Origin of the sequence: Comamonas sp. GB3 AK4-5, from assembly GCF_041320665.1 — a bacterium.
In the GTDB taxonomy this organism is placed as follows: domain Bacteria; phylum Pseudomonadota; class Gammaproteobacteria; order Burkholderiales; family Burkholderiaceae_C; genus Comamonas.
The window spans coordinates 777915-802661 of sequence record NZ_CP166730.1 but is presented as its reverse complement, the minus strand read 5'-3'; the positions used below and the strand labels follow the sequence as shown (position 1 = coordinate 802661).

At 65.8% G+C, this 24747-nt stretch carries 25 protein-coding genes; 8 read left to right on the top strand and 17 right to left on the bottom strand.

From position 1 onward, the window contains the following. Window positions 1–81 precede the first annotated feature (81 nt). The 5 genes from ACA027_RS03430 (at window position 82) to ACA027_RS03410 (ending at window position 4869) form a co-directional block, all read left to right on the top strand. A complete protein-coding gene (locus tag ACA027_RS03430; protein WP_370681004.1) occupies window positions 82–1341 on the top strand; it encodes an amidase in 1260 nt (419 codons plus the stop codon). A gap of 76 nt (window positions 1342–1417) precedes the next feature. Then, window positions 1418–2407 (top strand): Bug family tripartite tricarboxylate transporter substrate binding protein, encoded by a 990-nt coding sequence (locus ACA027_RS03425; protein ID WP_370681003.1) that lies wholly within the window; start codon window positions 1418–1420, stop codon window positions 2405–2407. A 131-nt stretch (window positions 2408–2538) separates the two neighbouring features. Continuing rightward, window positions 2539–3441 (top strand): hypothetical protein, encoded by a 903-nt coding sequence (locus ACA027_RS03420; protein WP_370681002.1) that lies wholly within the window; start codon window positions 2539–2541, stop codon window positions 3439–3441. Window positions 3442–3514: 73 nt separating this feature from the next. After that, complete coding sequence (locus ACA027_RS03415; RefSeq protein ID WP_370681001.1) at window positions 3515–4111, top strand: sigma-70 family RNA polymerase sigma factor; 597 nt, start codon at window positions 3515–3517, stop codon at window positions 4109–4111. Beyond that, window positions 4108–4869 carry a hypothetical protein gene (locus tag ACA027_RS03410; protein ID WP_370681000.1) on the top strand — a complete coding sequence of 254 codons (762 nt, stop codon included), beginning with the start codon at window positions 4108–4110 and terminating at the stop codon, window positions 4867–4869. Before ACA027_RS03415 ends, ACA027_RS03410 begins: the two co-directional genes overlap by 4 nt. A gap of 28 nt (window positions 4870–4897) precedes the next feature. Here ACA027_RS03410 and ACA027_RS03405 read toward each other — a convergent pair whose 3' ends face one another. The 6 genes from ACA027_RS03405 to ACA027_RS03380 form a co-directional block, all read right to left on the bottom strand. Then, window positions 4898–5683, bottom strand: coding sequence for an ABC transporter ATP-binding protein (locus tag ACA027_RS03405; protein WP_370680999.1), 786 nt, complete (start codon window positions 5681–5683; stop codon window positions 4898–4900). Beyond that, window positions 5680–6753 (bottom strand): FecCD family ABC transporter permease, encoded by a 1074-nt coding sequence (locus ACA027_RS03400; RefSeq protein WP_370680998.1) that lies wholly within the window; start codon window positions 6751–6753, stop codon window positions 5680–5682. The genes ACA027_RS03405 and ACA027_RS03400 overlap by 4 nt, the downstream gene beginning before the upstream one ends. A 99-nt stretch (window positions 6754–6852) precedes the next feature. Next, the gene (locus tag ACA027_RS03395; RefSeq protein WP_370680997.1) at window positions 6853–7914 is read right to left on the bottom strand and encodes an iron ABC transporter substrate-binding protein; all 1062 of its coding nucleotides are present in this window, start codon (window positions 7912–7914) and stop codon (window positions 6853–6855) included. After that, window positions 7911–8480: a DUF2478 domain-containing protein gene (locus tag ACA027_RS03390; protein WP_370680996.1), complete on the bottom strand. Its 570-nt coding sequence runs from the start codon at window positions 8478–8480 to the stop codon at window positions 7911–7913. Before ACA027_RS03390 ends, ACA027_RS03395 begins: the two co-directional genes overlap by 4 nt. A gap of 115 nt (window positions 8481–8595) precedes the next feature. After that, window positions 8596–9477, bottom strand: a complete 882-nt coding sequence (locus tag ACA027_RS03385) for a twin-arginine translocation signal domain-containing protein (protein WP_370680995.1) — start codon at window positions 9475–9477, stop codon at window positions 8596–8598. Continuing rightward, window positions 9477–11429, bottom strand: a complete 1953-nt coding sequence (locus ACA027_RS03380; RefSeq protein ID WP_370680994.1) for a TonB-dependent receptor plug domain-containing protein — start codon at window positions 11427–11429, stop codon at window positions 9477–9479. Before ACA027_RS03380 ends, ACA027_RS03385 begins: the two co-directional genes overlap by 1 nt. A 413-nt stretch (window positions 11430–11842) precedes the next feature. Between ACA027_RS03380 and ACA027_RS03375 the strand changes: the two genes are divergently transcribed. Both ACA027_RS03375 and ACA027_RS03370 read left to right on the top strand, forming a co-directional pair. Next, window positions 11843–12352 carry a MarR family winged helix-turn-helix transcriptional regulator gene (locus ACA027_RS03375; RefSeq protein ID WP_370680993.1) on the top strand — a complete coding sequence of 170 codons (510 nt, stop codon included), beginning with the start codon at window positions 11843–11845 and terminating at the stop codon, window positions 12350–12352. Beyond that, window positions 12349–14328, top strand: a complete 1980-nt coding sequence (locus ACA027_RS03370) for an FUSC family protein (RefSeq protein WP_370680992.1) — start codon at window positions 12349–12351, stop codon at window positions 14326–14328. The genes ACA027_RS03375 and ACA027_RS03370 overlap by 4 nt, the downstream gene beginning before the upstream one ends. A gap of 253 nt (window positions 14329–14581) precedes the next feature. On the opposite strand, the gene ACA027_RS03365 is transcribed toward ACA027_RS03370, so the two are convergent. The 3 genes from ACA027_RS03365 to ACA027_RS03355 form a co-directional block, all read right to left on the bottom strand. After that, on the bottom strand, window positions 14582–16024 hold the full coding sequence (locus ACA027_RS03365; protein ID WP_370680991.1) for an NAD-dependent succinate-semialdehyde dehydrogenase: 1443 nt from the start codon (window positions 16022–16024) through the stop codon (window positions 14582–14584). Between the two features lie 279 nt (window positions 16025–16303). Beyond that, window positions 16304–17389 carry an aldolase/citrate lyase family protein gene (locus ACA027_RS03360; RefSeq protein ID WP_370680990.1) on the bottom strand — a complete coding sequence of 362 codons (1086 nt, stop codon included), beginning with the start codon at window positions 17387–17389 and terminating at the stop codon, window positions 16304–16306. Window positions 17390–17642: 253 nt separating this feature from the next. Then, window positions 17643–18557 carry a DMT family transporter gene (locus ACA027_RS03355; protein ID WP_370680989.1) on the bottom strand — a complete coding sequence of 305 codons (915 nt, stop codon included), beginning with the start codon at window positions 18555–18557 and terminating at the stop codon, window positions 17643–17645. A 67-nt stretch (window positions 18558–18624) separates the two neighbouring features. On the opposite strand from ACA027_RS03355, the gene ACA027_RS03350 reads away from it, so the two are divergent. Then, window positions 18625–19989 (top strand): PLP-dependent aminotransferase family protein, encoded by a 1365-nt coding sequence (locus ACA027_RS03350; protein WP_370680988.1) that lies wholly within the window; start codon window positions 18625–18627, stop codon window positions 19987–19989. A gap of 21 nt (window positions 19990–20010) precedes the next feature. Here ACA027_RS03350 and ACA027_RS03345 read toward each other — a convergent pair whose 3' ends face one another. The 8 genes from ACA027_RS03345 to ACA027_RS03310 form a co-directional block, all read right to left on the bottom strand. After that, on the bottom strand, window positions 20011–20412 hold the full coding sequence (locus tag ACA027_RS03345) for a DUF4087 domain-containing protein (RefSeq protein WP_370680987.1): 402 nt from the start codon (window positions 20410–20412) through the stop codon (window positions 20011–20013). Between the two features lie 3 nt (window positions 20413–20415). After that, window positions 20416–20826, bottom strand: coding sequence for a DUF2809 domain-containing protein (locus ACA027_RS03340; RefSeq protein WP_370680986.1), 411 nt, complete (start codon window positions 20824–20826; stop codon window positions 20416–20418). A gap of 71 nt (window positions 20827–20897) precedes the next feature. Then, complete coding sequence (locus ACA027_RS03335; RefSeq protein ID WP_370682501.1) at window positions 20898–21803, bottom strand: tripartite tricarboxylate transporter substrate binding protein; 906 nt, start codon at window positions 21801–21803, stop codon at window positions 20898–20900. A 139-nt stretch (window positions 21804–21942) separates the two neighbouring features. Continuing rightward, window positions 21943–22557, bottom strand: coding sequence for a LysE family translocator (locus ACA027_RS03330; RefSeq protein ID WP_370680985.1), 615 nt, complete (start codon window positions 22555–22557; stop codon window positions 21943–21945). A gap of 131 nt (window positions 22558–22688) precedes the next feature. Beyond that, window positions 22689–22931 carry a helix-turn-helix domain-containing protein gene (locus tag ACA027_RS03325; protein ID WP_370680984.1) on the bottom strand — a complete coding sequence of 81 codons (243 nt, stop codon included), beginning with the start codon at window positions 22929–22931 and terminating at the stop codon, window positions 22689–22691. 9 nt (window positions 22932–22940) lie between these two features. After that, window positions 22941–23507, bottom strand: coding sequence for a DUF2975 domain-containing protein (locus tag ACA027_RS03320; protein ID WP_370680983.1), 567 nt, complete (start codon window positions 23505–23507; stop codon window positions 22941–22943). Window positions 23508–23614: 107 nt separating this feature from the next. Beyond that, window positions 23615–23791: a hypothetical protein gene (locus ACA027_RS03315; RefSeq protein WP_370680982.1), complete on the bottom strand. Its 177-nt coding sequence runs from the start codon at window positions 23789–23791 to the stop codon at window positions 23615–23617. 122 nt (window positions 23792–23913) lie between these two features. Next, window positions 23914–24747, bottom strand: a complete 834-nt coding sequence (locus tag ACA027_RS03310) for a hypothetical protein (RefSeq protein ID WP_370680981.1) — start codon at window positions 24745–24747, stop codon at window positions 23914–23916.

Below are 24747 nucleotides of genomic sequence, written 5' to 3'. Positions count from 1 at the left end.
AGTCTCCCCTTGATTTCGAATTGGACGGAACAAAACACCCTGCCTAGCATGCGCAGCATTGTGTTTGGAAAACCCCGATCCGTGACTTACGCCACCCTGTCCCCCTCCAGTCCCCCCTCCCTGCGCTCGGCGCCGGAGCAGGTGCTGACCGAGATTGCGCAGCAGGACACCCAGCTGCGGGCCTGGGCCTATCTGGCGCGCGAGCCGGTCTTTGCCCCCCTTGCACAGGGCCCCCTGGCAGGGCTGAACTTTGGCGTCAAGGATGTGCTGGATGTGGCCGGCATGCCCACGCTGTGTGGCTCGCCCCTGTCCGTTCCCGTGCCCCAGGCCCAGGACGCACCATGCGTGGCCCGCTTGCGCCAGGCCGGCGCCACCCCCATAGGCAAGACGGTGACGGCAGAGTTTGCCCATGTCACGCCCGGCCCGACCTGCAACCCACACCGGCATGACCACACCCCCGGCGGCTCGTCCAGCGGCTCGGCCGCTGCCGTGGCGGCCGGCATGGTGCCCTTTGCGCTGGGCACCCAGACGGGGGGCTCGATGATCCGCCCCGCTGCCTACTGCGGCGTGCTGGGCTTCAAGCCCACTTACGGCCGGGTGCCGCGCGAGGGCATGCGCGTCATGTGCCCTTCGCTGGATGCCATTGGCTGGTTTGCCCACAGCATGTCCACGGCCCGGCGCGTGGCCCAGGTGCTGCTGTCGGCCGGAGAGGCACCTCTGCCACCCAAAGTCTCGCCACGCATTGCCGTCTTGCATGAGCACCCCGGTTTCACGCTGGCCCCCGATGCCCGCCGCGTGCTGGACACGGCGGTCTCCGACCTGCAGCGCCACGGACATACCCTGGACAAGGCAGAGACGCCCGCTGCCACCCAGCAGCTGATAGCCACCCACAGCCTGCTGGTGCACCACGAGATGGCGCTGCAGCTGCAGCGGCTGACGCCCACGCAGTTCCGCCACCTCAGCCCCGCACTGCAGGCCACCGTGCAACGGGGCCTGGGCATTTCCACGGGCCACTACCAGGACAGCCTGCAATGGCAGGCGCAGGAACGCGGTGCATGGCGCCGCTACTTCGGCGATGCCGATCTGGTGATGACCACGGGGGCCATCAGCGCCGCGCCCCAAGGGCTGGCCCATACCGGTGAATCCGGCTTCAACAAAGGCTGGTCGGTGCTGGGCTGGCCCTGTCTGCACCTGCCCACGGGCTGGAGTGACAACGAGCTGCCCCTGGGCGTGATGCTGGTGGCCCGCCCCGGCTGGGACCATGCGCTGCTGGCCTGGGCCGAAACCCTGCACCCGCTGCTGGACCGGCGTGCCAGAACACCTGCCAATACGCCAGCCTGAGCGCCGACTTTCTCCCTCCCCCTCGCCCATTTTTTGGATGACTTTTTCCCTCGGTCCTTTTTGCACTGGAGCTTTCATGGCCAAGACCCCTGCTTCCCTGTCCCGCCGCATCGCCTTGCTGGCCTGCGCCACCGCCACCCTGGCCTGGTCCTCTGCCGCGCTGGCGGCCTACCCGGACAAGCCCATCACCATCACCGTGCCCACCGCCCCGGGCGGCACGGTGGACATCGTGGCGCGCATCATGGCCGAGCAGATGGCGGTGCAACTGGGCCAGCCCCTGGTGATCAATAACAAAGCGGGAGCCGGTGGCGTGATCGGCACCCAGGCCGCCAAGCGCGAGCAGCCCGATGGCTACAACATTCTGTTCACCGCCAACAGCAACCAGCTGATCGTGCCCTGGGTCTACAAAAAGCCGGGCTTTGACCCCATCCAGGACTTCATGCCCATTGCCGCCGTGGGCTCGGTGCCGAACGTGCTGTGCGTACACCCCTCGTTCCCGGCCAACAATCTGCAGGAGTTTCTGGCCGTCGTCAAAGCCAAGCCCCAGCATTACTACCAGTACGCCTCGGCCGGCAGCGGCACGCTGAACCACCTGCTGGGCGAGATGCTGAATGAACAGGGAAAATTAGGGCTGCAGCATGTGCCCTACAAGGGCGTGGCCCCGGCCATGAGCGATGTGATGGGCAACCAGGCCCCCATGCTGTTTGCCAGCCTGCCCTCGGCCGTGGAAGCCGTCAAAGGCGGCAAGCTGCGCGCCATCGGCGTGAGCAGCGCCAGCCGCGTGGCCCTGCTGCCCGATGTGCCGGCGATTGCCGAGGCGCTGCCCGGCTTCAGCGGCGACCTGTGGGTGGCCTTCTACGCCCCGCGCGGCACCCCCACGGCGGTGGTGGACCGCCTTTATGCCGCCGTACAGGCCGCGATGAAAAACCCGGCACTGCAGCAACGCTTCCAGCAACTGGGCGTCACCGCCATGCATGACGGCCCGCAGCAGCTGGCGGCCCGCCAGGAAAAGGAATTCCAGCAGTGGAAGCAGGTGGTCAAGCAGTCCGGCGCCGAGGCGAACTAAAGCACCGCACCGTGAGGTGGGGTGAGAAAAGATTGCGTTACATGTACTAACAATTACCGCAGCCGGATTTAACCCCGTCCCAGCATGTGCCGCGTTTCAGCGTATGTCATCGACTTCTTTCGGAGAGATCCATGCGCTTTTCCCCTTTCGCGGCTGCCTCGCGCCGAGCGAGCTGGCATGGCGGCCTGGCCGCTGCGGTCTGGCTGGCTGCGGCCTGCGCAGGCGCCACCTCCCTGCCAGTGGCCCCAACGGGGCCGCTGGCCACGATCCGCATCGTGGAGCGTGCCAGCGGCAAGGTCTTGCCGGTCTACCGCCACCAGGGCGAATACTGGGTCGCGGGGCGGCCCGGCGCCAACTACGCCGTTCGCGTGCACAACACCACGGACGATCGCATCATGGGCGTGATCAGCGTCGATGGTCTGAACGTACTCACGGGCAAGCGCGCTGCAGCGCGGCCGGATGACGGCTATGTGTTCGACGCTGGCGAAGCCGCCGATATCGCGGGCTGGCGCAAGAGCCTGGACAAGGTCGCCGCTTTCTACTTCTCGGAAAGCGATATGTCTTATGCCAGCCGTACGGGCCGACCCCAGGACGTCGGCGTCATCGGGGTGGCGCTGTTTCGGGAAAAAGCACTGCGCATTGCCTATCAGCCCAACGACCGCTCCAGCTACGAATCCAGCGCCCGCAGCAACTCGGCGGAATCTGCCGCGGCGGCGGATATGGCAGCGCCGCGTGCATCGGCGTCCAGCGCACCGGCCATGCGCCAGGCCGAGAAATCTGCCCCACGCTCGGCCCCTGCGGCGCCTACGCCCTCCTTGGGCACAGGCCATGGCGCCATCGAAACCTCCCATGTGTCCACCACCAGCGTCGACAGCGCCACCGCGCGGCCCGAGCAGCTGGTGCACATCCGCTACGACAGCTATGCCAATCTGGTCGCCAAGGGCGTGATTCCCAAGCCGCCCCCTCCCCGCGTGCAGCGCAAGCCACGGCCTTTTCCAGATGATGGCTTTGTGGTCGATCCCCCTGCCCAGTGAACCCAGACCACGAAATGCCGCCGCAGGCCGCGGGCGCACAGGCCGCGCGGGCCAGGTTTGCATAATGGGGCGCATGGCCGTGAACGCGTTGACGCCCGCCCCACTCTCTGCCCTGAAAGACGAAGCGCTGATGTGTGCCTATGCCGCAGGAGAAGCTGCGGCCTTCGCACCGCTCTATGCGCGGCACTGCCAGCGCCTATGGCGCTATTTTTTCCGTAACACCGCAGACGCAGCCCTGGCCGATGACATGAGCCAGGACCTTTGGTTTGCAGTGGTGGATGGTGCTGCCAGCTATGAAGTTCGCAGCAAATTCACCACCTGGTTGTTCACCATGGCCCACCACCGGCTGGTGGACCATTGGCGCCGTCGCAAGCCCACGATCAGCCTGAATGAAGACAGCGAGGAAGCCCTGGGCCTGGCCGACAGCCTGTTTGCGGCCTCGGGGTCCGAGCCCGAATATTGTGTGGACCGGCAACTGACCGCCCGCGCCTTGCTGGCCGCTGTCGCCAGCCTGCCGCCCGAACAACGCGCGTGTTTTTTGCTGCAGGTGGAGGCCGATATGTCACTGGCCGAGATTGCCGAGGCCACGGGCGTGAGCGAGGAAACGGCCAAAAGCCGTTTGCGCTATGCACGCGCCAAACTGCGCACGGCGCTCCAGGAGCTGAGATGAAACACCCCACACCCCACGAGCCCCAACCCGATGGCCTGCGCTCCGTTTACCTGGATGCGGTTGTCGAGGACCGTGGGCCGGATGTGGCCAGCAGCGAACGCATCCTGGCCTACGCCCGCCAGCAGGCCAAGGCGCGGCAAGGGTCTGCACATGCGGCTGCAGCGCAGCATGGCCCGGCCGACCTGGAAAAGCCAGCGGCATCCCAGACCTCCCCCCAGCCTGCAGCCAACGACAGGCAATGGCGGCGCCATGCCTTGGGCGGTATGGTGACCCTGGGCCTGGTGGGTTGGTTGATGCTGCAAACCACATGGTGGGGCGACGCCAGCCACGGTGCCCATCGCGCACCTGCCGCCGAAACCTTGTCCCCAAGCGCGGACATGTCTGCCGATAGGGCCGCATCAACCTCGCCCGCAGCGGCGCCGCCAGCGCCCATGCCTCAGCCCAGCCCATCGGCCTCTGCGCGGCGCCATGACAGCCTTGCGGAGGCCAAGAAGAACCAGGCCAGCCAGGCTCACCAGGCCATGGAGCACGCTCCACCCGCAGAACATGTGACGAAGCGCATGCCTTTGCCACAAGAGCGTCAGACCAATGCTGCGGCGAGCAAGCTGGCACCCGCCCCACTGCCGTGGTGCCCAGACAGCACGGCAAACATGGCGGCAGATGCGCAGGCCTTCTCCAAGGAGGGCGAAGCGCCGTCTGCCACCAGTACACCGCCAACCTGCCGGCCACGCCCCAAAAACCAGCCAGCGCAGCCATGAGGGCTGCCTCCCCGCGAGTGCGCGAACCTCAGCGCCCCGGCGTTGCGGCCCGCAGATGGGCCGCAATCTCTGCCTCTTCCACGCCATAAAGCGCGGCCAGCGCCGAGGGCGTGGCCGTAGCATGCGGCGCACCCACGGCCAGCAGCCGGCCCTGGCCCAGCAGGGCGATGCGGTCGGCCACGCGCAGCGCGTGCTCGGGCTGGTGGGTGGACATCAGCACCGCCATGCCCTGGCTTCGCAGCGCGGCAATCTGGGCCAGCACCCGAATCTGGTTGCCAAAGTCCAGGCTGGCGGCGGGCTCGTCCATCACCAGCAGCAACGGCTCCTGGGCCAGGGCCCGGGCGATCAGCACCAACTGGCGCTCGCCCCCGCTGAGTTCGGTATAGCGGCGCGGCGCCAGATGGGCCATGCCCAGACGCTCCAGGCATTGCAGGGCCAGGGCGCGGTCGGCGGCCGAAGGCTGGGCCAGGGCCGGCAGGCGCGCGGCGCGGCCCATCAACACCATGTCCAGCACGCTGAAGGCAAACACCCCGTTCTGCGCCTGGGGCACATAGCCCACGCGGCGTGCAAACTCGGCGCGCGGCCAGCGCTGCACCGCCTGGGCCTGCACCAGCACCTGGCCACCCAGGGGTGCCAGCAGGCCCAGCACGGTGCGAAACAACGTGGTTTTGCCACAGCCGTTGGGCCCCAGCAGGCACAGCACCTCGCCGGCGGCAATCTCCAGGTTCAGCCCCTCGCCCACCACGCGGCGGCCATGGCCGGTGCGCAGCTGCTGCAGCTGCAGCACGGGGATGGCGGTATGCGGCAGCGTCATTCCCCGCCCTCGCGCCGGCCGGTGCGGGCCAGCAGATAGAGAAAGAACGGCGCACCCACCAGAGCCGTGAGAATGCCCAGCGGCAGCTCGATGCGCGCCGCCGTGCGCGCCAGCGTGTCGGCGGCCACCACAAAGCCGGCGCCCAGCAGCACCGAGGCCGGCAGCAGGCGCACAAAGTTGGGCCCCACCAGCAGCCGCGCCACATGGGGCACGACCAGGCCCACCCAGCCCACAATGCCGGCCAGCGACACCGCCGCCGCCGTGCCCAGCGTGGCGCAGGCCACCAGCAGCAAGCGCAGCCGGCCCACTTGCACGCCCAGGGCCAGGGCCTCTTCATCGGGCAGGCCCAGCAGATTGATGCGCCAGCGCAGCAGCACCAGGGGCACCAGGGCGGCCAGCATCAGCGGCGCGGTAACGCGCACCTCCTGCAAGGTGACGGCACTCAGCCCCCCCATGAGCCAGAAGGTGATGGAGGGCAGCTGGGTGTTGGGGTCGGCCAGGGTCTTGATCAGCGCAATGCCCGCGCCCAGCAGCGCGCCCAGGGCAATGCCGGCCAAGACCAGCACCAGCACCGGGTCATGGCGGCGCACACTGGCCGCCACGGCCACCACCACGGCCACGGCCGCCAGGCCGCCGCCAAAGGCCAGCAACTGCACCATCACCATGCTCCAGCCCATGAAAATGCCCAGCACCGCGCCCAGGCCGGCGCCGGCCGAGACGCCCAGAATGTCGGGCGACACCAAGGGGTTGCGGAACATGCCCTGGTAGGCCGCACCCGCTGCTGCCAGTGCCGCGCCCACCACCATGCCGGCCGCAATGCGCGGCAGACGGATATTCCACAGCACGGTCTCGGCATGCGGGGACAGCGGCGATGGCGCGCCGGTGAGCGCGGCCCACAGCGCCTGGCCCAGCTGCTGGGGCGACAGCGCAAACTGGCCCACAGCCAGGGCCCAGAGCAGCACCGCCAGCAAGAGGCCCAGGGCCAGCAACCAGCCCCAGCGGGCCGATGCAGGTGCACTCTTTGGCGCGCTCTTTTTTTGTGAGCAGCTGGTGCTTGGGGAATCAGGCATTCAAATTCAATTCAGCGCAAAAGCCATGGAGGATATGCACAGGCCGCTATGCCATCCATAGCGGCCTGCGAGATGTTGAAAGGCAGGTATTGAAAGGCCTCAGCGCGCAATGCCCAGCAGGTTCTGCACCTGCGCATCGGAGAGCTGGGCGCCATAGAACAGGGCGTAGAACTCGCGCACGGCCTGGGCCAGCGGCGGCAGGCCACGCAGCGCGGCATGGCCGGGGTGCAGCTTTTCCAGCAGCCAGCGCACACCGATCAATCGGTTGACGCTGGGCGGCCCGTCCAGCCAGCCAAAGGGCAGCATGGGCGCCAGGTGGATGCGGCCGCTGCGCACGGCGCTGATGCCGCGCCACAACGGGTCACGCCGCAACAGTTCGGCAAAGGCCGGCTCCTGGGTGAGGATCACCTCCGGGTCCCAGGCCAGCATCTGCTCCATGGACACCCGCGTCAGCCCGCCGCGCCCGGCAGCGGCCGCCACATTGCGGCCACCGGCAAACTCGATCACTTCCACATTGATGGAGCCGGCCAGGCCGGTCTCCAGGCCATTGGCGCTGCGGCCCAGATAGACCCGTGGGCGTTGGGCCATGGGCAGGCTGCCCACCACCTGGGCCACCAGGGCGGCCATGGCATCGGCGTACTGGGCCAGAACTTCGCCGCGTGCGACCACGCCCAAGAGCGCACCCACCTCGCGCAGCTGGCGGGCATGATCGGGCAGACTGCCCTGCACCAGCACGCAGGGCAGGCCGGTCTGGCGTGCCAGGCGCTCGGTGGCCGAGACATAGGTGGCATCGGCCGTGCCGGCATCCAGCACCAGCGAGGGTTGCAGCGCCAGCAAGGCTTCCAGCGGCATGGTGCTGCCCCGGCCAGACAGCCGCCCCAAATGCGGCAGGGCGCGCAACTGCGGCCCCAGATAGCTGCGCGCCACATCGGACAGCTGCATGGGCCAGCCCATCAGCTGCTGCGGCGCCAGCGCGGCCACCAGCACCCCGGCCGGAGGCCCGGCGGCAAACACGCGCTGGGGGGCGGCAGGCAGCTGGCCAAAGCGGGCGGCAATGGTGTGGGCCGCTGCAGGCGTAGCGGCCTGCAGCGGCCAAGCCGCCGCAGCGCCCCAGGCCGCCAGACCGCCCAACAGATGGCGGCGCGTGAGCTGGGGCTTCACCGTGTGGCCTTTGGTAACTGCTTTTGGGCTTGCAGCTGCTGCACACACCAGGCATGCACGGCCTCTTCATCGCCCGCCAGCGTGCAATGCGCTCCGCCGGTAAAGCGTTGCCACTCGCTGGCATGGCGCTGGGCCACGGCGGTGAGCACGGGCAGGCCGGCTTCCACACAGGCCGCAAACTCCTGGGCAAAGCCACCGCCCAAAGCCTCAACCTGGCCAAAGCGGTTGACCAGCATCAGCTGCACCCGGTCTGCCAAGGCCTTGCGCAGCACGGCGCTGGCCTGGGCAATGGCCTGGGGGTTGAGGCTGCAGGCATCGGAAGATGCCCCCAGGTCTTGCGAGAGCTCAAACTCGGCATCGCTGCGCAGGTCAAACAAGCGCATGCGCTTGTTGCCATTGGCATAGTGGTCCATGCGAAACACCAGGCCGCCCACCTGCCAGCCAGCCGCCATCAGGCGCCGGGCCACGCGCTCCAGCAGCGCGTCCATATCGTGGCAGTCATCGGCGTGGAGCAGCGCGGCCAGCGGCAGCGCGGCATCATCAAGAGAAACGGAAGAAGCGGTCATGCAATGCACTCATACGGTTTTGCATTCAATGGGATAACTAGGCGGGGAGCCGCAGGCAGTGCTGTAGCACGACAAGGCGACCCAACAACGTTTGACGATTGAAGACAACGCCGTATCAATCGGCGCCGGTGTTCAAGCCGGCCGGCACGCTCTCGCGCGCAAACACCCAGGGGCCGGCCGTGGCGACATTGGCATCCGCCAAGGCCTGTTGGCCGGCGGGGCCCAGCAGATAGTCTGCCAGCTCCTGCACGGCCTGGCGCTGAGTCCGCGTGGCGGGGTGCTTGGGGCCGGGGGTCAGCAGCACATAGGGACGGCGCATCAACGGGTCACCGTGCAGCAACAGCTCAATGCCCGGCCCGCTCATCTTGCCAAAGTGCAGCGGGATATGGCCCACCACGGCATAGGCCTGCAGCTCGGCCGCCAGTTGCAGCACGGCCTGAGGCTGGGGCCCGGTGTCCACGCGCAGCCAGCGGGCATCGGGCCGCACACCGCCGCGCCGCCACAAACGCTGCACCACCGTGTAGCTGCCGGGGTCGCGCAGCGCAATAAAAGGGGCCTGGGCCCGCGCAATGCGGCGCAGCGCATCGGTGCCGCTGGCAGCCTGGCGCACGCCCACGGGGTCGGCAGCGGGGCCGGCAATCACATGCTCGTTCCAGCCCCAGACGCGGGCCGGACCGGCCAGGCCTGCGGCTTCCAGCGCCATGGCTTCGTCGCTGGCGTGGATCAGCAGCATCTGCGCATCACCACGCGCAAAGGCAGGCACCACGCCCTCCTTGGGCGCGGCAGCCACCGTGGTCACCGGCAGGGCCAGAGCCTGGCTGGCGGCCTCGGCCACGCGCGGCCACACGCCACACAGCACCAGGCCGCCCACGGCAGCCACCTGAACACCGGGGGTGGTGGGTGGCTGGCCCATGGAAGCGCAGCCACCCAGACCCAGCGCGGCACCGGCTGCAGCACTGTGCTGAAGCCACTGGCGACGGTTCAGAAGCTGCTCCATCAGAAGCGGTAGCCCAGGTTCACGTACAGCGTACGGCCGGGCATGGGCAGGCCGTCGGCCAGCTCATACCACTTGTCTCCCACGTTGGCCACACCAAAGTCCAGGGTGGTGTCGGGACGCGGCAGATAGCGGGCGCGCAGATTGAGCACGCCGTAGCCTGCCATCTGGTAGACCGAAGACTGGCCGCTGGCGGCCAGCGGCACCTTGCGGCCCTGCTCGGCCTCCAGCTCGGTGCGCAGCTGCCACTGGGCATGCGGGTTCCATTGCAGCGAAGCAAACACACGCTGGCGCGGTGTGTCGGTCAGCGTGATGCTGCGGTCGCTGAGGTTGGTGCGGTTCAGATAGGTGTAGCCAGCGCTGGCGCTCCACTGTGCCGACAGCTTTTGCGCCAGCGACAGCTCCAGACCCCAGTTGCGGGTCTTGCCCACGTTCTGTGCCTGGTCGCAGGTGGTGCCGCCGCAGGCCGTGGAATCCACCGTCATGGTCTGGATCTGGTTGTTCACCCGGCTGTAGAACACCGCAGCCTGGCCCTTGCCACCTTGCCAGGGTGCACCGCTCACACCCAACTCCAGGTGGTTGGCGACTTCAGCCTTGAGGTCGGGGTTGGGCAGCGCACGGCCCATGCGGGCGGAGTAGCGGTCCTTGATGGTGGGGAAGCGCGTCTTGTGCGAGGCAATGGCGTAGATCTCATCGCCCGCCGGTGTCAGCGCATAGCTCAGCTTGGCCAGGCCATTGGTGGCGTCGGTCGAACCGGCGCTCCAGAAATAGACTTCCTTGGCCTTGCGCTTTTCATGACTCAGGCCCAGCGTCAGATTCCAGCGCTCACCCAACTGGATACGGTCTTCCGCCACCAGCGAGGTGGTCACATCGCGGTAGTGCTTTTCAGGGTCTTTGCCCGAGGCCGCGTCGGTGTGCTCATCCTGTTTGTAGTGCAGCGCAAAGCGCAGCTCATGGCCCGGCAGGCTGTAGTTGGCCCATTCCACGCTGCCGCCCTGGCTCACGTCCTTGTAGCTGCTGGTCGGATCATGCTGCGCATAGCTGCCGTCCTTGTACATGTCCAGGCCGTTTTTGTAGGTGTCGTGGTACAGCCGGGTCTTGAGCACATTGCTGCTGCCAATGCGCGTGGTGCTCAGGAAATAGATGCTGTCCTTGTCCCAATACGGCCAGCGCCAGTAGCGTGCGGCGTTCTTCCCTGTGGAGGTGCCGGTGTAGACCGGGTTGCCCTTTTCGCCTTCCTGGCGCACATAGCCCAGAGCGTATTCATCGGTGGCATTGGGCGTCAGGCCGACCTTGAACGACAAGCGCTTGTCGGTGCGATAGGCGTTCTCACGGTGGTTGCCGGTGTCGGAAGGCTTGGCCTTGAAGTCCTTGAAGCCCTTGGGCAGGGGGAAGTTGTCGGCATCCAGATAGGAAGCGCCCAGCTGGTAATACCAGCTTCCCAGATTGCCGCCCAGGTTGACGGCGGCCTTGCGCTCCTTGCCCGAGCCAAAGCCGATGCGGGCATCGCCCTCAAAGGCCTTGACCGGCTTGCGCGTCACCAGATTCACCGCGCCACCCAGGGTGTTGGGGCCGTACAGCAGCGAGGCGCCGGCCTTGGCCACATTGATCTCGGCCAAGTCAAAGGTGGTAAAGCGCCCCAGGTCCACATAGCCGTCATAGGGCACATACAGGGGAATGCCGTCCACATAAATGGGCACCTGGCGCGAGTCAAAACCGCGCACGTTGATGGTTTCTTCGTTGCGGTTGTTGCGCGACAGATTGATGCCGGGCATCTGTCGCACCGCGTCGGCCACGGTGTTGGCGTTGGCCTGCGCCATTTCGGCGCTGTCCACCCGCTGTGCATCGCCAGCACCCTGGTCTGCCTGGCGCTGGCCGCTGACTTCCACCGTGCCCAGCGTGAAGGTCTGGCTGCCGGTTTCTGCGGCCGGAACGGTCTGCGCCAGCGCAGCCATGGGGGACAAAGCCAATGCCGCCCACAGCCAAGGGCTGCGGAGCCGGAAACCGGGAAGCGAAAGGCGCGAAGAATCAGCGTGGTGGTGTGAAGACATGCAAAAGAGAAATCAGCCCGCACTGCACGGCCGTGCAGCAGGGAATTTGTGAAAAAGCGTAAGAGCGGCGATTCTAGCCATCGCTATTCAATTATTGAATAGCGATAAACCCAAGACCCCAAAACCAGTCCATGGCGCGTTGCCCACAGGCGAGCACCGCTTCTGAAGCCATAGCAGTCTCTGCTGACCACGTCTGCTTTTTAGGTGGATTTCATGCCTGTCTGGATGCCTGCAGACAGCGGCCATGGTCGCATAGAAGATTGCACTTAAATTAATTTGCAATACAAATTAATTGCAATGCAACTAAAATCCCCAGCATGTCATTTGCCGAATCTCCCGCCCGAGAACGCCTGGGCTTTTTGATGGTGACGCTGGTGCGCCAATGGCGCCGCCAGGTCGAGGAACAACTGGCCGCCAGCGGCCTGACCGATGCCACCTGGACGCCGCTGCTGCATCTGCGCGCCTGGGGCGACGGCAGCACGCAAAAAGCCCTGGCCGAACGCGTGGGCCTGGACGGCTCCAGCCTGGTGCGGCTGCTGGACATTCTGGAAGCCCGGGGCTGGCTAGAGCGCCGCGCCGACCCCGCAGACCGCCGCAGCAAACGCATTTACCTGACCGAGGCCGGCCACGCGGCCGTGGACCGCATCCGCGCCACCATGCTGGAGGCCGAGCTGGCCATGCTGCAAGACCTGGATGAGGCCGAGGTAGAGGCCATGCTGGGCGGGGTGAACAAGATCCGCGCCCGACTGGAGCAGATGCAGGCCGGCAGCGACAAGACTGCTGACAGCGATGGCAGCGGCGAAGCCACCGCCGAGGCCCAGCCATGAGCCTGGCCGCCTACGACCGCCTGCTGACCCGCGCCGCAGGCTGGGGGTTTGACAGCGCGCGGCTGCGCCTTCACTTACGCACCGCGCTGGCGGCCTGCCTGGCCGTGCTGGCCGCCTGGGCCCTGGGGCTGGAGCACCCGCAATGGGCTGGCATGACGGTGTGGGCCGCCTCCCAGCCGCTGCGCGGCCAGTTGTTGGAGAAAAGCTTTTTCCGCACCACGGGCACCGTCATCGGCACGGCGGCCGGCGTGGGCCTGGTGCTGCTGGCCGGCGGCCAGCTGTTCTGGCTGGTCACCGGCCTGGCCTTGTGGATAGGGCTGTGCGCCGGCCTGGGCAATCTGCAGCGCAGCTTTGCCTCTTACGGCACCATGCTGGCCGGCTACTCCGCCGCCATGGTGGCGCTGCTGGACAGCGGCCACCCCGAGCATGTGTTTGCCCTGGGCTGGGACCGGCTGTTCACCGCCCTCACCGGCGTGGCGGCGGCCCTGCTGGTGGGCTGGCTGTTCACCCCGCGCGGGGCCGAAATCCCCGGCAACACCCAGGTGCGCCAGCTCTGCGCCCGGCTGCTGCGCGACCTGGCGGCAGCCACCCAGAGCAGCGCGGCGCTGTCGCCCCAGGACCTGGCCCGGCGCCTTTCTGCCATGGCCGTGATCGAAGAAGGGCTGGACCCGCATGCCGCTGGCTCCCAGCGCTCACGCCAGGCCGTGCGCGCGTTGCGCCGGCTGATGAATGTGCAGATCTCCACGCTGATGTGGTTGCGCGACAGCGCTGGCGGCGCCCCCCATCCCCAACTCGACATGGCGCAGGCCCAGACTGTGAGCCAGGCGCTGGAGCAGGCCGCCCACCAACTGGAAACCCAGGCCGACCCGCTGGCCGCGCTGCCGGCGCTGGCCCGGGCCCGCAGCGCCAGCCAGGGCTGGGGCGCAGCGCCCGAGCTGCTGGCCCATATCGCCCTGGCCTTGCAAGCCCATGGCCTGGCGGCCAGCGACCAAGCCCTGCCCGCCCACCAGCGCGCCCGCGCCCTGCCCGTGGTGCTGCACAGCGACTGGCTGGGCGCCCGCCGCGCCCTGCTGCGGGCCTTTGCCGCCATGTTCACCGTGGGCATGGTCTGGGTGGCCACGGGCTGGAGTGGCGGCGCCTATATGCTTTTGGGCCTGTCGGTGATGATCACGGTGTTCTCCTCTTTCGAGAACCCGGCCTTCACCATGCGCTATGTCGCCCTGGGCCAGGCCATGGGCGTGGTCGTGGCCCTGGCCTGCCAGTGGCTGGTCTGGCCTTGGGCCCACAGCCAGTTGCAAATGGTGCTGGGGATGCTGCCCTTTATCTTCATCGGGGCCCTGCTGTTCAGCCACCGCCGCACCATACTCTCGGGTTATGACTGCTGCATGGTGCTGCTGCTGGCGCTCACGCCGCATTACCCCTATGTCGTGGACTATGGCCATTCGCTGGCCATGGGCCTGGCCATCATCACCGGGCCACTCGCGGGTTGGGCGGCCTACCGCTTTATTCTGCCGGTGACGGTGCAGGGCCGCGTGCAAGGCCTGCGCGCCATGATGGTCCGCGAGCTGCAGGCCATGGCCCGGGCGCCGATGCAGCCCCAGGACCTGCGCGTATGGCGAGCCCGCCTCTACCACCGCCTGCTGCGCCTGGTGCGCACCGCCGAGAAAGTGGGCACCGAACAGGTGCAAGACGCCGCCGACTGCGGCCTGGCCGCGCTGCGCGTGGGCAAGGCCACCTATTTGCTGCACCAGCTGCACGCCGATAGCCAACACAGCGACAGCCTGGCGCGCAGCCTGCACCACGGCCTGCAGCGCCTGGGCCAGCTACCCGACTCCCCCACCCGCGCCGCCCAAAGCCTGCGCGCCGTGGCCCAGCGCCTGGACGTCGCACACGCAACGCAGGCCGCGCAGCTGCGCCTGGCTGCCCAGGACCTGGCGCTGCACCCCAGTTTCTTCAGCGAAACCGCCAAGGTGTAGACACACCACTGCCCACAAAAAAACCGCCAGACCCGGTAACGGGCTGGCGGTTTTTTTACGCGGATCTCAAGGCATGCCAGAGCGGGCCTCAGCAGTCCATCGGACTCCCAACACCACTCCACAATGCCCAGACAGCGCTTGAGGCTAGGCGCCTCGCCCGCTGACAGTACAGGCGTACGGCAAGGGCGAGCAACAACGCATAAAGCGCTGTATGGGCAGCTCACAACGAGGCGCCCACTGCATCGTCAGAAAGTCACACCATCGCTATCGAAACAGCTTTGGGGATGAGATAGGCCTCCAGCGCTTCGGGGCCCCCTTCCGATCCATAACCCGAATCCTTGATGCCCCCAAAAGGCATTTCGGCCGAAGCCATCGCCGGCTGGTTGATCCACAGCATGCCAGTTTCCACCTGCTGGCTTAGCTGGTGGGCCGTCTTCAACGAACGGGTGAAGGCATAGGCTGCCAGGCCGTAGGGCAGGCGGTTGGCTTCGGCAATCGCGTCTTCGATGCGCTCAAAGCTGCGCATGGCCACCACCGGGCCAAAGGGCTCGTTGTTGAACACATCGGCATCCAGCGGCACATTGCCCAGGATGGTGGGAGCGTAGAAGTTGCCGGCATCGCCCAGGGCCTTGCCACCCAGCAGCACATCCGCCCCCTTGGCCTGGGCGTTTTCCACCAGGGCCTTCATGGCGGTGATGCGGCGTGGGTTGGCCAGCGGGCCCATCTTGGTGTCGGCCGCAAGGCCGTTGCCCACCTTGATGGATTCGAAGTACTGCACCACGCTTTCGGTAAAGGCTTTTTGCAGGCTGCTGTGCACCAGAAAGCGCGTGGGCGAGATACAGACCTGGCCGGCATTGCGCAGCTTGGCGGCACCGGCGGCCTTCACGGCCAGTTCCACATCGGCGTCTTCAGCAATGATGACCGGAGCGTGGCCGCCCAGCTCCATGGTGCAGCGCTTCATGTGGGCACCGGCCATGGCGGCCAGTTGCTTGCCCACGGGCGTGGAGCCGGTGAAGGTGATCTTGCGGATCACGGGGTGGGGGATCAGGTAGCTGGAGATTTCATGCGGGTCGCCATAGACCAGGCCCACCACGCCGGCAGGCACGCCGGCGTCGACAAAACACTTCAGCAGCGCGGCCGGTGCGGCCGGGGTTTCTTCGGGCGCCTTGCACAGGAAAGAACAGCCGGTGGCCAGGGCGGCGCTGATCTTGCGCACGATCTGGTTGACCGGGAAGTTCCAGGGCGTGAAGGCCGCCACCGGGCCCACGGGTTCCTTGATGACCTGCTGCAGCACATCGCTCTTGCGTGCCGGCACGATGCGGCCGTACAGGCGCAGGGCTTCGTCGGCAAACCAGTCGATGATGCCCACACCGGCCAGCACCTCGCCCTTGGCCTCGGCCAGGGGCTTGCCCTGCTCTTGGGTCAGCACGGCGGCGATGACATCGGCGCGCTCCTGCAGCAGCAGGGCGGCGCGGCGCATCACGGCCTGGCGCTCGTGGGCGCTGGTGTGCTTCCAGACCTGAAAGCCTTTTTGCGCCGCGGCCAGTGCGCGGTCCAGATCGGCAATGCCGGCATGGGCCACATGGCCGATGACGTCGCCCGTGGCGGGGTTGTGCACGGCAATTTTCTTGCCGCTGGCGGCATCCACCCATTGGCCATCAATCAGCAACTGGGTATCGGGGTAGGCGTGAGACATGGGAAAAATCCATCCATGACAGTGTAGGAGAGTCCCGAAGCCGCAGCTCCAGGGGGCGTCAAAAACAGGAGCAGCACCAGCGCATCCTGCCTGGCATTTCAACCCAGTCTGGCTGAAACACAAGACAATATAGCGACAGCCGCTTCCAAAAGCAGAGCAGCATCCCTACGCAATGTGGGATGCTGCGCTCTGAGAGCGTGTTTATGATCTCCTCGCGGCGCGCCTGCGTAGAGATCGTAAACACGCTCTGAGGCATTCTAGAAAGCGTGGGCACCACGCTCAATACATGGATGCACCCAGTCCCGGTCCGGCCTGGGCCGTCTTGAAGCGGGCGGCCAATGCATCGGCCCCTTCACGCAGCAGTTGCATGTCCGTGCCCACCACCACGAACAGCGCCCCGGCATCCAGGCAGTCCTGCACACTTTCAGGATCGGGCGCCAGAATGCCGGGCGCCTTGCCGCAGGCCCGCACGGCCGCCAAGGCCTGGGCAATCAGGGCCCGCATGCCATCCGGCTGGCTGCCATCGTCGGAGTAGCCCAGGCCTATCGACAGATCGGCCGGGCCGATGAAGACGCCATCCACGCCATCCACGCGGGCAATGGCCTCCAACTGCGACAGCGCCTCACGCGTTTCCACCTGCACCAGCAGGCAGATGCTGTCGAGTGCATGGCCGGCGCCATGGCCCATGCAGGCCATATCCGCCAACGCCGCGCGCACGGTCTCCACCGCCGCCAGGGCTTGCGCGGCGCTTTGCACCGACAGCAGCAGGGTCTGCGCGCCCATGCCCAGGTATTGCTGAATCGCCTGCGGGTCATTGCCTGCCGGCCGCACCACGGCATGACAGCAAGGCGGGCCCTCGCCGGGCGTGGCTGCGGCCATGGCCTGCAGCAGCTGCTGCACCTCGGAGGGCGCGTGCGCGCTGTCCAGCAGCAGCCAATCGAAGCCAGCGCCTGCAATCACCTTGCTGGCATAGGGAAAGGGCAGAGCAGACCACAGGCCGATCTGGGCCAGCCCGGCCTGCAGCGCATGCTTGAAATGGTTGATGGTGGGCATGGCCGCACCGTCCTTATCGACGGCAGCATGGGACAGGGCGCGCAAATCCTGCATATGCGCCCGCAAGCCGGAGTGCACCCAGACCTCGGCGTTTTGAATGTCAGCCACCACCTGGCGCATATGCTGGTGGGTGCTGCGCTGTAGCAGCAAATCGCGCCGTTTCTGCAGCCAGTCCAGCTCCTGCTGCAAATCCTCCTGCGACACCCCGTCTTTACGGGCCGTGATTTCGCACAAGGCCATCCAGCGTGCAAACGCATCGTGCAATTCTTTTTGCAAAGCGACCTGTGTCAACGCGGCGTTAGAAATGTCCATACGCTCGCCATTCTGTACAACTTATCTGCGCTCTGTCGTAAGAAAGCACGCAGGTAATTTCAATCAATCAACCACCTTTGATCGATAGAGTGCTTACTCTGCCAAATCTGGCGGTAGACATCGAATCAACCAGATCAGCCCGCATTTTCCCGGATTCATCGCCCTGCGGCACCCCGCTCTTGCAGCCGCTGTTTTGTGTTTTTTACACCACAAGGCACACAAGCCCTGTGCATATTCCAAGGTCTGTCACGCTCTAACGACTGGCCGATGTCCGCCGGGCTCCCACCACACAGACCAGCACGGCCGCCGTGACCGCCAACATGGCCGGGCTCACGGTCTCACCCAACAACCAGGCCGCCAGGGCAAAACCCAGCAAGGGCTGCAGCAGCTGCAACTGGCCCACGGCCGCAATACCTCCCCGCACCAGCCCCCGATACCAGAAGACAAAACCCAGCCACATGCTGCACAGCGCCACATAGGCCAGAGACCACCAGGCCGGTGCGCGCACCTTCGCCAGATCACCGGGCCACAGCCACAGCGTGAGCGGCAGCATCACCGGCAGCGACAGCACCAGTGCCCAACTGATGACCTGCCAGCCGCCCAGGCTGCGCGACAGCCTGGCACCTTCGGCATAGCCCAGACCACACAAGGCCACGGCCAGCAGCATCAGGGCGTCACCCTGCCACGATGACGCGCCCCCCTGGGCCAGCGCAAAGCCCATGACCAGGGCCGCCCCCAGCAGCGAGAACACCCAGAACGCGGGCTGCAGGCGCTCCCCCCCGCGCCACACGCCACACACCGCCGTGCACAGCGGCAGCAGCGCCACCCAGACAATGGAATGCGCTGCCGTCACCTGCTGCAGCGCCAGCGCCGTCAGCAGCGGAAAGCCCAGCACCACGCCCATGGCCACCACGGCCAGTGAAGCAAGCTGGGCGCGCACAGGGCGCTTCTGTTTGAATAGCAGCAACACCGCCAGCGCCAGCACTGCGGCAATGCTGGCCCGTGCCACCGTCAGCCACAGGGGCGGCAAATCCTGCACCGCCAGCCTTGTGGCCGGCAGCGAGCCGCTGAAGATGAGCACGCCGATGGCCCCATCCCACCAGCCTCGCGCGCTGCGGGTGGAGGACGTTGTCTGCTGGGGCGTTGGGATGGTTTGTAGGGTGGTCATGCCGCCATGCTAGGCAGGTACAGCAATACAATCAAAAAATTGTCATGCATACAAAGCACAGCCCTCCATGAGCATCCCCCGCCCCCAGCGGACCACCCGCTACCAGGCTTTGGTAGACCATATGGCCGCCGCCATACGCAACGGTCAGCTGCCCGCAGGCAGCCGCCTGCCCACGCACCGCCAACTGGCAGCGCGCGAAGGTCTGGCCCTGGTCACGGCCAGCCGTGTGTACGCCGAGCTGGCTGCCATGGGCCTGGTCAGCGGCGAAACCGGGCGCGGCAGCTTTGTGAAGGAAACCGCCTTGCCCCCGGGCCATGGCATCGACATTCCACCCGCCCCAGCGGGCAGCATGGATCTGAGCTTCAACATGCCCACCCTGCCCGGCCAGGCCGAGTTGCTGCGCACCGCCTTGCGCCAGCTGGCCCTGACCGGCGACCTGGACGCCCTGCTGCGCTACCAGCCCCATGGCGGCCGCCCACGCGACCGCGCCGCCGTGGCCCAGCATCTGCAAGCCCGGGGCCTGCAAGTGGCGAGCGAGCAGGTGGTGCTGGTGGATGGCGCACAGCACGGGCTGACCGTGGCCTTGATGGCGCGGCTGGCGCCCGGCGATGTGGTGGCTGTGGACGCACTGAGCTACCCCGGCTTCAAGCTGCTGGCCCAGCAGCTGCACCTGAAGCTGCTGCCCATTCCCAGCACGCCCCAGGGGCCGGATATGGCGGCGCTGCAGCAGCTGTGCAAGAAGCGCAGCGTGCGCGCCGTCTACGCCCAACCCACGCTGCACAACCCGCTGGGCTGGGTGCTACCGCTTTCGCAGCGCCAACAGCTGGTGGAGATTGCCCGCAGCCATGATTTGACCCTGATCGAAGACGCGGCCTATGCCTACCTGGCCGACCCGGCGCCGCCGCCACTGGCCACGCTGGCACCGGAGCGCACGCTGTATGTTTCGGGCCTGTCCAAAAGCGTGGCCACCGGATTGCGCGTGGGCTGGGTGGTGGCACCACCGGCCTGGGTGCCCGCACTGGAGAGCGCCATACGCGCCACCACCTGGAACACCGCAGGAGTGATGACGGCCATGGCCTGTGGCTGGCTGGAAGATGGCACCGTAGCCCAGCTCGAAGCAGACAAACGCGCCGATGCCCGCCAGCGCCAGCAGCTCGCCGCCCGCGTGCTGGGCACACTGCTGCCCGAGCTGCCGCGCATGAGCCATCCCAGCTCCTACTTTCTGTGGCTGCCATTGCCGCCCGAGGTGCGGGCCGACCAGGTGGCCCAGGCCTTGTTGCAGCAGCAGATTGCCGTCTCCACGGCCGAACCTTTTGCCACCACGGCGCAGGCGCCGCATGCGCTGCGCCTGGCGTTGGCATCCCTGCCCCTGCCCTTGCTGGAACAGGCGCTGCAGCAAGTGGGGCAAACGGTGCTGGATTTCAGCGCCTAAGCGCCCTTCAGGCTCTGGAGGTCAGCGCGCAGGTTCACGCAGATGCCGGTCCAGCCGGCAGGCCGCAAGCGGCTTGGCCGTGGCAGACAGAATGCGCTGCACCTGCTGCGTGTCCGCATCGGCCACCACACGCAAGCAGGCACAGCCGTAACCGTAATAGCCATTGGTGCGCACCCATTGCGCATCGCTAAAACTGGGCCAATCGCCCTCGGCCTGCGGGCCACCTTGCATGCCCACGGTCCAGCTGCCGTCACGGTCATTCAGCCAGGCATTGCCCGGCCTGGGGTTTTCCCACCAACCGCAGCGCCGCTGCGATGCCGCAGTCTCTGGGCTGGCGAATGTCTGGGCCTGGGCTGCGCCCCACAGGCTGGCGGCGCACAGCAGGGCCCCGGCCGCCATGCGGCTCCAATGCATACCTCGCATGCTTTACTCCTTGCTGCGAATCTGTTCCCAAATGCCATCCACCGCAGCGCCTACCGCAATGCCCACGGCATAGGCCAGCAGGTCCAGCGGATCAAAGCCATTGCCCAGCACCAGATAGGCCAGCTTGTTGGCGCGCAGCGCCTGCATCCATGGGGCCTGGTAGAGCTGCAAAAACTCGATAGCAAAGGCGACCAGCAGCGCCCCCCCCACCAGCCGCCCACGCGCCATGGCCGGCCACAGCCAGGCCACGCACAGCATGACCACCCAGGCCCACAGCGCATCACCGGGGTAGTTGCCCAAAGCAGCGGGGAAAGGGGAATAGCCCCGGCGCGAAGCCAGGCCGATGGCAATGACCAGCAAGGCCAGCAGCGCCAGCCACCAACGGGAACGGCGAAACGGAGAAACAAGCAGCATCAAGACAAGGGCCGACAGCGATCCGGCCGATCAAAGCCGCGATGGTAGCCCCAGTCCCAACCGGCCAAGCATCAATCGATATGGGCGCCTGACTCCTTGACCACCTGCTTCCAGTGCGCCAACTCAGCCGGCAGCATGGCCTTGAAGCTTTGCGGGCTGGACTCCACACGCTCGGCGCCCAGGGTCTTGAAGCGCTCCCCCATCTCGGGCCTGGCCAGCACCTGCTGGATGGACTGGTAGAGCTTGTCCACAATGGGCTGCGGCGTCCCCGCGGGGGCAAACAGGCCATACCAGCTGGTCACGGCCAGGTCCTTGCCCAGCACGGGGATGTCGGGCGCCAGCGTGGTGGGCTTGTCAGCGGCCACGCCCAGCACACGCAGCTTGCCGCTGACAACAAAAGGCATCACACCCGGAAAGCTGCCAAAGGTCATGGGCAGCTGGCCTGCCACCACATCGGTGGCTGCGGCCGAGGCGCCCTTGTAGGGCACATGCAGCAGGTCCACCGCTTTTTGCTTTTTCAGCATTTCACCCAGCAGGTGGTTGAGCGTGCCATTGCCGGCCGAGGCGTATTCCACCTTGCCCGGATGCTGCTTGGCATAGGCCACTAGCTCGTTCAGGTTCTTGGCCGGAAAGCTCGGGTTCACCACCAGCAGATAAGGCGCCACGGCCAGCTGCATCACCGGGGTGAAGTCCTTGATGGGATCAAACGGCACCTTGGTGTAGAGCGCCGGGTTGATGGTGTAGGCACTTTGCGCCGTGACCAAGAAGGTATAGCCATCGGCGGCACTGCGTGCCACCTGGCCGGTACCCAGATTGCCGTTGGCGCCGGGGCGGTTTTCCACCACCACGGGCTGGCCCAACGTCTGGCCCAGGCCCTGGGCCACGGCACGCGCAATCACATCGTTGGCACCACCGGGGGCCTGGGGCACCACAAAGGTGATGGGCTTGGTGGGCCAGGCGTTTTGGGCAGACACCATGCCGCCCACCAAGGCCAGGGCCGCGAACGAGAGCGCGCTTTTTCTGGAAACAAACTTCACCGGAGGATCTCCAACAAACAGTTGCAGATCATTCTACGAACGCCCAACCCTCTTGCTTCGTCTCCGCCAGGACTTGGGCCTATTTTTCGGTCAAGGCCAGCTTGATGCCCAGGCCGGCAAAGGCCGAGGAAAACCCATAGCGCAACCATCGCTGCACGGCGGCCGACTCAATGACCAGGCGGCGGAACGCATGGACCACCAGGCCATAGACCGCGAACACCGCAAACGTCATCGCCATAAACACCGCACTGAGAAGCAGCAGCTGCAGCAGCGGCTGGGTGGCTTCCTGGGGGACAAACTGCGGCAAAAAGGCCAAAAAGAAGATGGTCAGCTTGGGATTGAGCACATTCATCAAGATGGCCTTGATGACCAGGCTGCCCGCCGAAGTCTTGGCCACACCGCCGTCCACGGTGAATGCGGATTTGTCACGCCAGGAGGCCCAGGCCACATAGAACAGATAGGCCACGCCTGCATATTTCAGCAACTGGAATGCCAGGGCACTGGTATGCATCAACGCGGCCAGCCCCAGCACCGTAGCCAGCAGGTGCGGAACAATGCCCAGCGTGCAGCCCAGGGCCGCATAGAGACTTGCCTTGCGCCCCTGCACCAGCCCCGTGGACACGGTGTAGACCACGCCGGTTCCAGGTATCAGCACCACCACCAATGAGGTCAGCAAGAATTCCAGACTGATCATGCGCACGCTCCTTATACAGAGAGGGTTGCCACCAAGGCCCAGACCAGCATGCCGGGCCGTGGCGCAGTCTACCGAGCCCGCAGCCCGGCCAGTGCCATGGCCTCACAAACTTTCCTGGCTTGGCGTTACCGCTACAGCGCGTCGTCCGACCCGGCGGCGGCCTCGGCCTTGCCTGGCACATAGACCAGCACATCACCGGGCGTGCAATCCAGGTGACGGCAGATGGCATCCAGCGTGGCCAACCGCATGCCCTTGACCTTGCCCTGCTTGAGCAAGGAGAGGTTTTGTTCCGTGATGCCAATGGCGGCGGCCAGGTCCTTGGACTTGACCTTGCGCTTGGCCAGCATCACGTCGAGTGCAATTTCAATGCTCATGGCGCACCATCACACAAACTGCTGGTTTTCGGCATGCAAATCGCAAGCGCGCTGCAGAATGCGGGCGATCGCGATCACGCAGGCCGCCAGAAACAGGGCGATGAACACCGGTGGCTCCAGGCTCAGCGTGAGCATGCGCTGGCCCACGGGCGCCAGCATGGTGAGCCACAGGCTCAGCACCGGCTCACAGACAAAGTCCAGCACCACCCAGGCCAGGATGGCGCGGCCCAGCTTCTCCATATGCCCATAGGCCGAATGCGCAAAATAGCTGCCACCGGCGTACTGCTGGAACAGCGCCCGCAGGTGCAGCAAGCCGTAGGCCATGGCGAACAAGGGAATGCTGGAAATCAGCGCCGCACCCAGCAACTGCCACCAGGGCATGGCGGCCACATCGATGCCCGCCATGCTGACCATGCGCTGGGTCAGCGAAAAGCTCAGCCCCGCCCCCCCATCCACTTGGCCCAGTGCAGGGAAAAACCAGGTGGCTGTGTTCAGCACCAGCATGGCCACCACCAGCACCAAGGCCGCCGCCGCAATGTACTGGCTGCTGCGCGCCAGAGAGTCGGTTGATTTCACGGTCCATCCTTTTCACGTTCGAGATGGCGTGACTGTAGCAAAAATTATCGCAAAACGATAATTTTTTATTGATTTACTTTGTTTCCAGAAGCGTGTTCTTGCTCGCTTTACAAGGCCCCAGGCGCTGCCGCATTCAAGGCGTCCACCTGCTGCTGCAGTCCTTGCACCAGCCTGGCCATCAACGCCGGCTCCTTGGGATGGCGCTGCTGCAACCAGCCCACTTCCCGGTAGAACGTGTGCTCACCCAGCGACCACATGCGCACCGATGCGGGCAGCGGAAGCAAGACCAGTGCGTTGGACGGCCACGGCGTTCCCGTGTGGATCGACCAGCTTTTCCTAGATAGCTGCCAACCTCACGGAATTGCGTCTCTCGAACTCTCTCTCCGCCACTCATAAGCATCGGAGGTTAGTGTCTCAAATTGCGAGCAAGTATCTCAACAGCCTCCACCGCCGAACATTGATGTGCCCTACATGCAGATGCAACTACATCTGCATGCACCATTCGCAATTCAACAGGAATGGTCTTCATGCCTTGCGCCACAGCCAGTGCAAAACGATGCTGTCCACCATGTAATTTCACCAGTCCCCCATCTCGCCCCAAAGCAATGCCGATTTCTCGATCTGGAGCCTGGCCTAGCTCACTAACCACATCCCGATTTGATAGCAACCCATGGTCAATTACAGACTTGTACAAGGCATGGAACCTTAAAAAATAGGCCTCCACTTTTTCCAAGGTATCCAACTTCACCTGCTGGCGCATGACAGACCGCTGTTGTCCTATCGCATGCACCATTTGGGCATAAGCGTCCGTCCGCTGGAAGTCCCAGCTCGCCGCCATCAACTCACGCGCTTCCTTCAAAACATTGAGTCGCTCAATGTCATATTTGACCTGCTCTATCCCAGCCCCATAGGCCAGAAAGAAATCGCTGGTGTGGATTCGCCGCCCCCCGACCTCCAACCAGTCCGCCAGGTAATGCCTGATTATCTCCACTGCGACATGCACTACAAGCTTGTGCCCCCAGCACTGCTGGGCCCATGCTGGATGCAACGCAAAGCCTGCAACCGCTGTTGAAGCGCCCTCCCTCAGACCGAGTTGCGCATGAAGCATGCCTCTCATCACCCATGATTGGCCCATCATGCCTTGCACGGCTTTCGCCACAGCGTTGCGCCGTTTACGCCTTAAACGATCGGTCTCCGTCAGTTGCGAAGGTGAAAGCCTTTGTGGCTGCCGTTTATTCAT